Source organism: Streptomyces sp. NPDC003032 (genome assembly GCF_053591415.1).
The window spans coordinates 161,219-172,941 of record NZ_JBSFTT010000009.1 but is presented as its reverse complement, the minus strand read 5'-3'; the positions used below and the strand labels follow the sequence as shown (position 1 = coordinate 172,941).

The following is an 11,723-nucleotide window of genomic DNA, read 5'->3' as shown; positions in this document are numbered from 1 at the left end:
GGGCCCGCTCATCCTCCGGCGGTACGAGCCCTCCCCGGTCCGTAGTACGGAGTTTCCCCTAGGGGATCTCCACCCGTCGGTGGAGATCAACTCAGGGTCGACTACACCCTGCCCTCCCGCCCCCGGCGGGTGAGAAAGTGGCCCGCGTCAACTGGTGCAGGGGGAACGGGGGAAGGAATCGTCGTGGGCACGCAGAACGCGGTACGGAGCCGGGACGCGACACGGGGCCGGGGCGCGGTCGTCGCCGCGCTGATGCTGGCCATGGCGCTGACCGCCGTCGACTCCACGATCGTGTCGACCGCCGTCCCACAGATCGTGGGCTCGCTCGGCGGCTTCTCGATCTTCTCCTGGCTCTTCTCCGGCTACCTCCTCGCGGCCACGGTCACCCTGCCCGTCTACGGCAAGCTCTCCGACACCTTCGGCCGCAAACCCGTACTCATCGCGGGCAGCGTGCTGTTCCTGCTCGGCTCCGCGCTCTGCGCCCTCGCCTGGAACATGGAGTCGCTCATCGCCTTCCGCGTCGTCCAGGGCCTGGGCGGCGGCGCCATACAGGGCACGGTGCAGACGCTCGCCGCCGACCTCTATCCGCTCAAGGAACGCCCCAAGATCCAGGCGAGGTTGTCGACGGTGTGGGCCACCTCGGCCGTCGCGGGCCCCGCCATCGGCGGCCTCATCGCCTCGTACGCCGACTGGCGCTGGATCTTCCTCATCAACCTGCCGATCGGCGCGCTCGCACTCTGGCTGATCGTGCGTCACCTCCACGAACCGGAACGGGAGACGGCGGCGCGCGGCCGCGTCGACTGGCCCGGCGCGCTCGCCGTCTTCGCCTGCGGCGGCGTCCTGCTGACCGCGCTCGTACAGGGCGGCGTCGCCTGGCCCTGGCTCTCCGCGCCCTCGCTCGCGCTGTTCGCGGCCGGGCTCGCCCTGCTGGCCGTCGTCGTCCTCATCGAGCGGCACGCCGCGGAGCCGATCATCCCCGGCTGGGTCTGGCGGCGGCGCGCCATCGCCGCGGTGAACCTCGCGCTCGGCGCGCTCGGCCTCCTGATGGTCGCCCCCACGGTCTTCCTGCCCACCTACGCCCAGTCCGTGCTCGGGCTCGCCCCCGTCGCCGCCGGGTTCGTGCTCTCCGTGATGACCCTGAGCTGGCCCGTCTCCGCCGCGCTCAGCCAGCACGTGTACCGCAGGCTCGGCTTCCGCGACACGGCGGTCGTCGGCATCTCGGCGGCGGCCCTGATCCTGCTGGCCTTCCCCCTGCTCCCCTACCCCGGTGACGCCTGGCAGCCGGCCCTGATCATGCTGCTCCTCGGCGCGGCCCTCGGCCTCTTCCAACTCCCCCTGATCGTCGGCGTCCAGTCCACCGTCGGCTGGTCCGAACGCGGCACGGCCACCGCGTCCATCCTCTTCTGCCGCCAGATCGGCCAGACCCTGGGCGCGGCACTCTTCGGCGCGGTCGCCAACGGCGTCCTGAGCGCACGCCTCGGCGGCTCCGGCTCCCTCGACTCGGTCGCCCGCGTCCTGGACGACCCCGATTCCGTGGCCGACCCGGACCGGCTTCGCCGAGCGGTGGACGCGGCGGTCGACACGGTCTACATGGGCGCGGCCTGCGCCGCGGTACTGGCCCTACTGGCCCTACTTTTCGTGGCACCGCGTCGCTTCAAGACGGACGACGCGTAGGCACGGGCCGCGGGAGACATCCGCCGCGAAGCGGCGGCCCTGAGAACCGCCAACGCTACGGCGCTTCCTCCGCGGGAGCCCGCCCCGTAAGCGCGGCAAGGCTACTGCGCACATGGTCCATATGTGCCCGCACCTCATCCCACGACTCCCCATGCTCCCGAAGAACCCGCTCCGTCTCCCGGACACACCGCTCCTCCCGCAACCGCGCCTCCGCGACGATCTCCGCGCCCCGCGCCGCCGCGTCCTCCAGCCCGTGCCGCGCCCCCTCCTCCACCTCGGCGTACGCACGCTCGGCCTCGGCGAGCCGCACCTCCGCGGCCGCGATCCGCTCCGCGTCCCGCGCGTCCGACGCCGCCTCCCGCTCGGAGATCTCCCGCTCGGCCGCCTCCCACCGCTCGGCCTGCTCCTTCTCCCGCTCGGCGAGCAGCCCCTCGCACCGCAGCCGCATCTCCCGCAGCGCGGCCAGCGCCTCGCCGCGCCACTCCTTCACGTCCCGCCGGGCGGAGACCCGGGCCTCGTCGGCCGTGGCCCGGTCCTCCACGAGCCGCCGCCTGACCCATTCGTCGGCGTCCGCGCCCAGCTCGTCGGCGTACGCGCGAGCGGCCTCCCGCAGCGCACGCGCCTCGGCACCGGCCTCCTCGGTCACGGCCTGCGCGTCCTCCCGCGCCGCCTCCCGCACGGCGGCGGCCTCCGCCTCGGCGAGCGCGAGGATCTGCCGGGGCCGCCCGCCCAGCGCCTCGTACGTCTGAGGGGCGAGCCGCGCCACCGTGTCCCGCAGCTGCGCGGCCTGGGCCTCCATGTTCTTGGCGAGGACGGTCAGCCGGGCGGCACGCTCCCACGCGTCGTCCCGCGCCTGGGAAAGTCCGGCGGTGTACGCCTCCACCTGCTGGGGACGGTAGCCGCCGCGCCCGCGCACGATGGTGAAGCCGTGCGGCGACGACGATGCATCGCTGCTGCTCATCCTGGGAACCCCTCTCCGACGTACCTCGCGCGTACAGCGCGATTGGCGCACATCTTGATGGATCAAGCGGAAGCGCTCATAACGCGACACTCCGCCCACTCCACCTGGTCAAGGATGCGGCAATCGCCACGGAAAGCCGAAAGCCTCTCCCCGTCCAAGCCCATATGGTCCAGCACTCCTGGGCCCGTGCCCCCGGACTCGCGTCCCGGCCCCCCGAACGAAGGAGGCGCCCGACCTCTCACGCAGGTCGAGCGCCTTCTCCGTACACCTCCGGGTCACGTCGTCACGTCCCCCGGTCCCGCCGCCTCCGCTACAACAGCCCGTCCCACATCTGTTCGAGCAGCACCGACCACCAGCTCTCCGGTGACGCGAGCGCCGCCGGGTCGAGGGCGGCCAGCTGGTTCTGGAAGTCGACGGTCCAGCGGCCCGCCTGCTCCTGGTTGAGCCCGAAGCGCAGCCGCCACATGCGGCCGAGCAGCGCCATGCAGCGCGTGAACTCGGGCAGGCCCGTGTTCACGAACTGCGGCGGTACGGGGGTGCCGCCGGGCCCGGCCTCCACCGGCACGGCCACGATGTTCGCCGTCCCGTACTGCACGCAGAGGGCGCGCCCGAAGTCGCTGCCCATCACCAGGTACGAGCCCGCGTCGGACGCCGGCTGCACGCCGCGCTCCTGTGCCAGCTCCGCCAGCGTCGGCACCGGGCGGCCCGGCTGGGCCTGCGCCCAGAAGAACGGCCCGAAGTCGACGGGCAGACCCGCCACCACGAGGGTGTGGGCCACGATGTCCGGCACGCCCTGCCGGGACACCGCCCGCTGGTCGAAGCGGAAGATGCCCGGACCGAAGGCCGCGGCCAGCTCCTGCGCGATGCCCTCCGGCGGAATCGGCGGGGCGGGCGGCATCTGCTGCAGCGGGGCGCGTACGGGCGCGGGGCGGGCCGGCCCGTCCGCGACCTGGTGCAGTTCTCCTTGATGCGCGAGGAGTTGCTGCATGCCCTGCCGGCGGGACGCGTGGTCCTTGCCGTACGGGGCGATGGACGTGATCCGCGCCTGCGGCCAGGTCTCACGGATCATGCGGGCGCAGTAGGCGCCAGGCAGCTCGCACGACTCCAACTCGGTGTGGAGCTCCAGCACCTGCTGCGGCGGCACGTTCATGCCGCGCAGCTCGTGCAGGATCTGCCACTCCGGGTGCGGCGTGCCGGGCGCCGAGCGGCGGATCAGCTGCTGCTCGGAACCGTCGGCCGCGCGGTAGCGCAGCACGGCCTGGTAGCCGGGGCCCACGGTGGGCTGCCCGGTGGGCGGCTGCGGATAGCCGTACGGCTGCCCGGGCGGCCCCGGCCGCACCGGCGCGGGCGGAGGCGGCATACCGGGCCCACCCGGCCCGCCGACCGCGGGCCCGGCCAACATCGTGGCGGCGTGATGCACACCCCCCGGAGGCGTACCCGGCGCACCGGGCGCACCGGGAGGCCCAGGCGGCTGCGGCGCACCCGGAGCCCCCGGAGCCCCCGGAGGCTTGATCCCACCGGCCCCACCAACACTCGGATCGGCAAACATCGTGGCGGCGTGATGCACACCCCCCGGAGGCGTACCCGGCGCACCGGGCGCACCGGGAGGCCCAGGCGGCTGCGGCGCACCCGGAGCCCCCGGAGGCTTGATCCCACCGGCCCCACCAAGACTCGGATCGGCGAACATCGTGGCGGCGTGATGCACACCCCCCGGAGGCGTACCGGGCGCCGCCGGGGCGGCAGGCGGCGGCTGGGGCCCGTCTGGCCCGAGCGAGGAGACGAGCTGAGTCGGAACATACCCACCGGCCGGAGTGCCGGGAGCACCGGGCCCGGAAGACGGCGGCGGCACACTCCCTCGTGGCGCCCCCTGAGCCTCACTGCCAGCAGCATCAGCGACGTCCCCCGACGGAGACGGAACCGGCGAACCGGCTACCGGCTGCGCCGCGTTGGCACCCATGACACCCGGCCCCTGCGGATACCCGTACGCGGACGCATCGGCCCCCGGCACAGGCGGAACCGGCGAACCAGCAGGCGGCTGCGGCGCGTTGGGGCCAGTGGCACCCAGTCCCTGCGGGTAGCCATACGCGGAAGCATTCGCGCCCGGAGCGGGCGTGGCCGGCGAACCAGTAGGCGGCAACGGTGCACCCGGCCCCTGCGGGTACGCGGACGCATCGGCCCCCGGCGCAGGTGGAACCGATGAACCAGCGGGCTGCTGCGGCGCGTCAGGCCCAGCAGCCCCAGCACCCTGCGGGTACGCAGACGCATTCGCTCCCGGCGCAGGCGGCAACGGTGCACCCGGTCCCTGGGGATACCCATACGCGGAAGCGTCCCGCACTGCCGGCGGTGGCGTCGTCCGGTCCGTGGGCCGGGGTGGTGTGCCCTGGGGCGGGTCGTCCAGGGCCGGGGCGATGGCCGTCGCCGGGAGGTGGCTGCCGCCGTGCATCAGGGCCGTCTTGGCCTCCGGCGCGACGCCCGGCCGCGGGGTGCCGTCCCCGTCCACGGCGACCAGCGGCGGCGCGAACACCGTCGCGGGCGCCGGTACCGAAAGGTCCTCGCCCCCATCGGCGTTGGTGTCCGTACCGGCCCACGGAGTCGCCCCCGCGGGCACGCCCGGCGACGTCACCGGCAGGCTGTCGTCACGGGCGGGCGTACTGTCCCCGCCCGGAGCCCCGGCCGCGGCGGGCCACGGCGTACCACTGTCCGGCACGGAGGCAGCCGCGGGAGCTACGGCAGCTACGGGAGCTACGGGAGGGGAACTCTTGGCAGCGTCCGCCTCGTCGGGCGACGCCCCGGCGTCCCCGCCAGAACCCGCCCTCCGGTCCGGAATCCCCATCTTGTCCGCCGCCTCCTGCAACCACTCCGGCGGAGTCAGCAGGAACGACGTCTGATTCAGGTCGACCCGCTCCGGCTGCGGCACCACCGCGTCCTGCGGTGCCGCGTCCGGCAGTCCGTACTCCTCCTCGTACCGGCGAATCACCTCGCCCACGGGAAGCGAGGGCCAGAGCGTGGCCTCTCCGCTGTCCCGCGCGATGACGAGCCGCTGGCCGCCGCCGTCGGACACCGGACCGTTCTCCCGGTCCTCGGCCCACACCACGAACCCGAGGTCGAACTCCCGGACCCGCACCTCACGGTGCTGATAGCCCGGCACCTCGCCGTTGATCCACTCTTCGGCGCGCTCCTGCGCCTGCGCGAAGGTCACCATCGCCTAGTCACTCCCCAGCCGAGGACACGGGGACGGCACGCGCGAAGCCGCCGTCCACCATCAGGTTCGCCACGGTCTCCAGCTCCGGCGGATTACCCGCGAGCCGGGTCAGGAACTCGTCGAAGTCGTCGCCGCACGGCAGCAGCAGCCGCCGCACCCGCTCCGCGGGCGGCCACGCGTCCTGGTCGCGCACATCGTCGTACGCGCAGAACCACACGGAACCGACCCGCTCACCCTTGACCCGCACCGCGAGCAGCCCGCCCTGCACGAAACCGACGCCCAGGTAGTCCTTGGTGAGGTGGTCGCGCAGGCACTTGTTGACGTACACCAGGTCATTGACCGCGGCCTCGTCCCGCACCGTGAAGAACGGCTGGTCCACCAGAAGACCCAACTCGGCGTCCAGGGCCGCGCCCACCGGCGCGCAGCCACCCGCCGCCTTCAGGAAGGAGCGGTAGGCGCCCGGCAGGCGGTAGCCGAGTTCCTCCTCCACCCCCTGGACCTGCTGCTCGGTCACCGCGACCGCCGCCTTCGGCAGACCGAAGTGCGCGGGCCGCGTCTCCTGCAGCGGCCGCGTGCCCCTCTTGTCCTGGTCCACGGCCGTCGTCGCGATCCCGCCGTGGTGCCGGAGGAGCGCCTTCACCTCGACCGGGACCAGCTCCAGCCGGCGGCTGTCCGGCGCGTGGTGCCAGGTCCAGCCGTGCGGGGTCGCCACCGCGGGAATCGTGTCCCACAGGTCGTGGCCGTCCGCGGCCAGCGCCGCGTTCGCGGACACGTAGTCCGTCAGGCGCAGTTCGTCGACACCGAAGCCCTCCGGAGGCTCCGCGATCTCGGCGGCGGCACGCGCGTAGGGCGAGAAGTCCGGGTAGCCCCGCTCGTCCACGCGCACCCCTCTGGGGTGGCGGGCGGCGCGGACGGGATCCGGGAAGTGCACGACCTGCCCGGCGTAGGCCGCGTTCGGCGGCGCGGACTGCTGCCCCAGCCGACCTGTCGTCATGGCGGTTGCCCCCTGCGGCACTGTGAAAGTCCTACGGATGTCGACACAGCCTATGCGTAAGGACGACACCGGTCACCGGGCCTCCGGTTCCATGACCTGCAGCCACCGGACGGTCACCGTGCGACGAAACCCGACCCGGAGCCAGGCGTGTCGCAGAGCCCCAGCTTCCGCACCACCCGCCCCATTTGGCAGGCTGTCCCCCGCGACGCGGGGGCGTGGCGGCACACACGCGGTGACGGCCGCGAGCAGGGGGAGGGGAACAGCACGATGCACACGGCACAGAGCGGCACCACCGGACACACGCTGTCCACAACGGCGGCCGAGGCGGCGGGCACGGCATCCGCCATGGCGTCCACCACCGCACCCGCCACGGCGGAGGAGGCGGCACCCGGCACCCTCTCCGGCGATCCACGCGTCGGCTGGAGCAGCACCGCCGCCCACGCGCCCATTCTGCGTCAGCGCCGCGACGGCATACTGCCGACCGTCGCCGCCGCCCTCTCCGCACGCGGCCAGACCACACTCACCTGCACTCCGAGCCGCGGCGAGGAGCCCCCCACGCTCCACCCGCTCGTCCAGGACTTCCTCGACGCCCTCACCAGCGGCCAGCGCGAACGCTTCACCGGCCGCTGCGCCGAGGCCATCCTCGTCTCCCGCCACCTCACGGCGGCCGACGCGAGCCGCTCCAAACGAGCCGCACGCAAACCCATGACCAACGGCGAGGCCCGCAAGGCGCTGAAACACGCCAAACTGACCACGCGCCGCATCCGCGAGGACGGCGACCCCCTGCACGGCTCCTTCGCCCAGCCCTGCCGTTCCTGCACCGCTCTCACGGCGCACTTCGGCGTACGGGTCGTGGACCCGACGAGCACCGAGGCCTGACCGTCGCCCGGACACCAGCCGACCGACGCCCCGCCGTCCCTCCGCCCGTCCCATCCGACCGTCTCCGACCGAACAAGGGCCACCCCATGCACGCCGACCACACCGCCACCGCCCCGGCCGGCGGCAGCACCCGCTTCCCCGTCCCCGTCGACGCCGCCCTGCGCACCGCCGGCTGGCGCCCCGGGCGCTGGGACATCAAACAGGCCGAGATCTGGGCGGACGTCCTGCGCCGCCACACCTCACCCGCCGGGCACCGCCACGCCGTCTTCCCCGCCGCCGTCGAGGCCTGGGCCGAATTCGGCGGACTGCACATCACCCCTCAGGGCCCCGGCCGCCAGATCGCGCCCGCCACCGTGCACTTCGACCCCCTGTACGGTCTGCACCTCGCCCGCACCCTCGGCGACCTCGGCCGCGCCCTCGACACCGAGGTCTGCCCGATCGGCGAGGAGACGGACACGCAGGCGCTGCTCGCCATCGACACGGAGGGCCGCGTCTACAGCCTCGACCACAGCGGCGACTGGTTCCTCGGCGCCCACATGGACCAGGCCCTGGCCACCCTGATCACCGGCGCCCAGCCGACCCGCCTGACGGCAAGCTGACCAACGCACGCCGCGCGCGCCGCACGGACCCACACGACATCTGCGGCCGCCGTACGCCGCGACACGAGCCCCCACCAACCCCGCGGCCACAGGGCCACGAGCCCGCACGACACCCGCAGCCCGCACCACGAACCCTGCGGTCGCAGGCCACGAGCCGCACAGCGCACGCAGCCCGCCCAGCACACCAGCCCACAGCCCGCCGCAGCCCGCACCCCGCAGCCGCCCCCCGCTACCCCGCCGCCGGAACCACCGCCGCCGGCAGTACCGCCGAGACCCGGAAGCCGCCGTCGTCCGTCGGGCCCGACACGAAGACTCCGCCGAGCCCCGTGACGCGTTCCTTCATGCCCACCAAGCCGTTGCCGCCGCTCGGCAGCCGCGCGTCCGTCGTCGAACCGGGGTCCGGCGGTGGCTCGTTCTCCACCTGCATCGCTATCTCCGCCGTCCGATGCGCCAACCGGACATACGTCTTCGCGCCCGCCGCGTGCTTGTGCACGTTCGTCAGCGCCTCCTGCACCACGCGGTACGCGGTCTGCTCCACATCGGCGGCGTAACCACGCGGCTCGCCCTGCACCGACAGATCGACCGCCATGCCCGCCGCCCGCGACTGCCCCACCAACTCGTCCAGCTCCGCCAGGGACGGGCCGTCCTCGTCCACCGCACGCGACGCCGCGGCCGCCGCCGCGTACCCCACCGCGGCCAACGGAACCGGCTCCGCGGGCCGCACGGGCTTCGCGCTCTGCACGCCGTCGCCCGCCCGCAAGACCCCCAGCATCTCCCGCAACTCCGTCAGCGCCTGCCGCCCCATGTCACCGACCAGCGCCGCGTTCTTCACGGCCTTCTCCGGATCCTTCCGCGCCACCGCCTGCAACGCCGCCGCGTGCACGACCATCAGGCTCACCCGGTGCGCCACCACGTCGTGCATCTCACGGGCGATCCGCGTCCGCTCCTCGTTCCGCGCCCACTCCGCGCGCTCCTCCGCACGCTCGGCGAGCAACTGGAGCTCCCGCTCAAGATCGTCCGCACGCTCCCGCAGGCTCTCCATCAACCGCCGCCGCGCCCCCACATAGAGACCGAGCAGCACCGGCGGAGCCGTCACCCCGATCGACGCCGCGACGGCGAAGAACGGCACGAACTCGCTCCCGATCGGCGGATGCGAACCCTCCTCCGCCAGATCCTGGCTCGCCCGCACCAGCGCGACGATCAGCGTCCCCGCCATCGACATGCCCGCGAGCGCGCCCGTCACCCGGCGCGGCAGCTCCGAGGCCGCCAGCGTGTAGAGGCCGACGATCGTCAGCAGAAAGCCCATCTGGGCGGGCGTGATCGCGATGGCTATGAGCACCACGGCGACCGGCCACCGCCGCCGGACCAGCAGCGCGGAGCCCGCGAGGACCCCGAAACCGACCCCCACCGCCGTCGGCAGCCCCGCGTCCCCCGCGAAGGCCACCCCCTCGGCCCCGCACTCCGCCGCGGACACCACCGCGAGCCCCACATCCAACGCGGCCCCGCGTCGCCTCTCCCACCACCATGGCCCGGTCATGGCCATGGTGTGGTTGTCCCCCGTCGTGGTCATGCCTTCCAGCGTACGGGCGTTCCACCCCGGTTTTCCGGTGAGTTTCCCGCGTTGGCCGAGCTGCTCGGCGTGGAACGCGGCACCCCGATCCGTACCGTCGCACGGAAGGCGCCCGGTACGGCATAGTGTTGTCCGCGCCTCGATCCGGTTGATCACACCGGACATAAGGCGCGCGCCATCCCGGATCGTCTAAGGGCAGGACAAACGGTTTTGGTCCGTTGAATGAGGGTTCGAATCCTTCTCCGGGAGCCACAGGTTCGGGTCCTGACCGCCAGGTCGGGACCCGCCCCCATTTCCAGCCCCCTACGCCCCGGTATCCTGCGGATGTCCACCCCACAGAGGCACTAGCCATCCGAAGCCGAAGGGCATCCCCGTGAGCGCCAACCGCCCGGCAGCCGTCGTCGTCCTCGCAGCGGGTGAGGGCACCCGTATGAAGTCGGACCTTCCCAAGGTCCTGCACGAGCTCTGTGGCCGTTCCCTCATCGGCCATGTGCTGGAGGCGGCCTACGCGCTCACCCCCGAGCAGCTCGTCACCGTCGTCGGGTTCCAGAGCGACCAGGTCAAGGACCATCTCCGCGCCACCGCCCCGCAGGTCCGCACCGCCTACCAGGCCGAGCAGAACGGCACGGGCCACGCCGTCCGCATCGGTCTCGAAGAGCTCGGCGGTTCGGTGGACGGCACCGTCATCGTCGTATGCGGCGACACCCCGCTGCTCACCGGCGCGACGCTCCAGAACCTGGCCGCCACGCACAGCGGAGACGGCAACGCCGTGACCGTGCTGACCGCCGAGGTGCCGGACGCGACCGGCTACGGCCGCATCGTGCGCGACAGCGCGAACGGCGCGGTCACCGCGATCGTCGAGCACAAGGACGCCACCGAGTCGCAGCGCGCGATCCGTGAGATCAACTCCGGGGTGTTCGCCTTCGACGGCCGGCTCCTGGCGGAGGCGCTCGGCAAGGTGCGTACGGACAACAGTCAGGGCGAGGAGTACCTGACGGACGTGCTGGGGATTCTGCGCGAGGCCGGGCACCGCGTCGGCGCGTCCGTCGCCGAGGACCACGAGGAGATCGCGGGTATCAACAACCGCGTCCAACTCGCCGCGGCCCGGCGGACGTTGAACGACCGGCTCCTGACGGAGGCCATGCTCGCCGGCGTCACCGTCGTCGACCCCGCCTCCACCTGGGTCGACGCCACGGTCACCTTCGAGCGGGACGCGGTCGTGCATCCCGGTACGCAGCTGCACGGCGCCACGCATCTGGGCAAGGGCGCCGAGGTGGGGCCCAACACGCGTCTGAAGGACACGAAGGTCGGCCCGGGGGCGCGGGTCGACAACAGCGTGGCGGACGGCGCGGAGGTCGGGGAGCGGGCGAGCGTCGGTCCGTACGCGTATCTGCGGCCCGGCACCCGGCTTGGGGTGAAGGCCAAGGCGGGTACATATGTGGAGATGAAGAACGCGACGGTCGGCGACGGTTCGAAGGTGCCGCATCTGTCGTACGTGGGTGACGCGACGATCGGTGAGTACTCCAACATCGGCGCGGCGAGTGTCTTCGTGAACTACGACGGCGAGGCGAAGCACCACACGACGGTGGGGTCCCACTGCCGTACGGGTTCGGACAACATGTTTGTGGCTCCTGTCACGGTGGGGGACGGTGCTTACACCGCCGCCGGGTCCGTGATCACGAAGGATGTGCCGGCGGGTTCGCTGGCCGTCGCCCGGGGCCAGCAGCGGAATATCGAGGGCTGGGTGGCCCGCAAGCGTCCGGGGAGCGCGGCCGCGAAGGCGGCGGAGGCGGCGTCCCGGGAGGCGGACAGCGCAAGCTGACCGGAAACAGGTGCGTCTGACA

The 11,723-nt window shown here is 73.1% G+C and carries 8 protein-coding genes and 1 tRNA gene; 5 read left to right on the top strand and 4 right to left on the bottom strand.

The window, feature by feature from the left end:
- Nucleotides 1-183: 183 nt before the first annotated feature.
- Nucleotides 184-1,674: an MDR family MFS transporter gene (locus tag ACWDZ7_RS15475; protein WP_451797307.1), complete on the top strand. Its 1,491-nt coding sequence runs from the start codon at nt 184-186 to the stop codon at nt 1,672-1,674.
- A 55-nt stretch (nt 1,675-1,729) separates the two neighbouring features.
- On the opposite strand, the gene ACWDZ7_RS15470 is transcribed toward ACWDZ7_RS15475, so the two are convergent.
- The 3 genes from ACWDZ7_RS15470 to ACWDZ7_RS15460 form a co-directional block, all read right to left on the bottom strand.
- Nucleotides 1,730-2,635 carry a cellulose-binding protein gene (locus ACWDZ7_RS15470; RefSeq protein WP_451797305.1) on the bottom strand — a complete coding sequence of 302 codons (906 nt, stop codon included), beginning with the start codon at nt 2,633-2,635 and terminating at the stop codon, nt 1,730-1,732.
- 310 nt (nt 2,636-2,945) lie between these two features.
- Complete coding sequence (locus ACWDZ7_RS15465) at nt 2,946-5,837, bottom strand: SUKH-4 family immunity protein (protein ID WP_451797303.1); 2,892 nt, start codon at nt 5,835-5,837, stop codon at nt 2,946-2,948.
- Between the two features lie 7 nt (nt 5,838-5,844).
- On the bottom strand, nt 5,845-6,831 hold the full coding sequence (locus ACWDZ7_RS15460) for an SMI1/KNR4 family protein (RefSeq protein WP_451797302.1): 987 nt from the start codon (nt 6,829-6,831) through the stop codon (nt 5,845-5,847).
- 345 nt (nt 6,832-7,176) lie between these two features.
- Here ACWDZ7_RS15460 and ACWDZ7_RS15455 point away from each other — a divergent pair, with 345 nt between their 5' ends.
- Nucleotides 7,177-7,710: a YwqJ-related putative deaminase gene (locus ACWDZ7_RS15455; RefSeq protein ID WP_451797451.1), complete on the top strand. Its 534-nt coding sequence runs from the start codon at nt 7,177-7,179 to the stop codon at nt 7,708-7,710.
- A gap of 86 nt (nt 7,711-7,796) precedes the next feature.
- Nucleotides 7,797-8,309 carry an SUKH-3 domain-containing protein gene (locus tag ACWDZ7_RS15450; RefSeq protein ID WP_451797300.1) on the top strand — a complete coding sequence of 171 codons (513 nt, stop codon included), beginning with the start codon at nt 7,797-7,799 and terminating at the stop codon, nt 8,307-8,309.
- A 229-nt stretch (nt 8,310-8,538) separates the two neighbouring features.
- Here the strand turns inward: ACWDZ7_RS15450 and ACWDZ7_RS15445 are convergent, their stop codons facing one another.
- The gene (locus tag ACWDZ7_RS15445; RefSeq protein ID WP_451797299.1) at nt 8,539-9,879 is read right to left on the bottom strand and encodes a sensor histidine kinase; all 1,341 of its coding nucleotides are present in this window, start codon (nt 9,877-9,879) and stop codon (nt 8,539-8,541) included.
- A 178-nt stretch (nt 9,880-10,057) separates the two neighbouring features.
- On the opposite strand from ACWDZ7_RS15445, the gene ACWDZ7_RS15440 reads away from it, so the two are divergent.
- Both ACWDZ7_RS15440 and glmU read left to right on the top strand, forming a co-directional pair.
- A tRNA-Gln gene (locus ACWDZ7_RS15440) sits at nt 10,058-10,131 on the top strand.
- A gap of 121 nt (nt 10,132-10,252) precedes the next feature.
- Nucleotides 10,253-11,701, top strand: coding sequence for a bifunctional UDP-N-acetylglucosamine diphosphorylase/glucosamine-1-phosphate N-acetyltransferase GlmU (gene glmU, locus ACWDZ7_RS15435; protein WP_451797298.1), 1,449 nt, complete (start codon nt 10,253-10,255; stop codon nt 11,699-11,701).
- Nucleotides 11,702-11,723 lie beyond the last annotated feature (22 nt).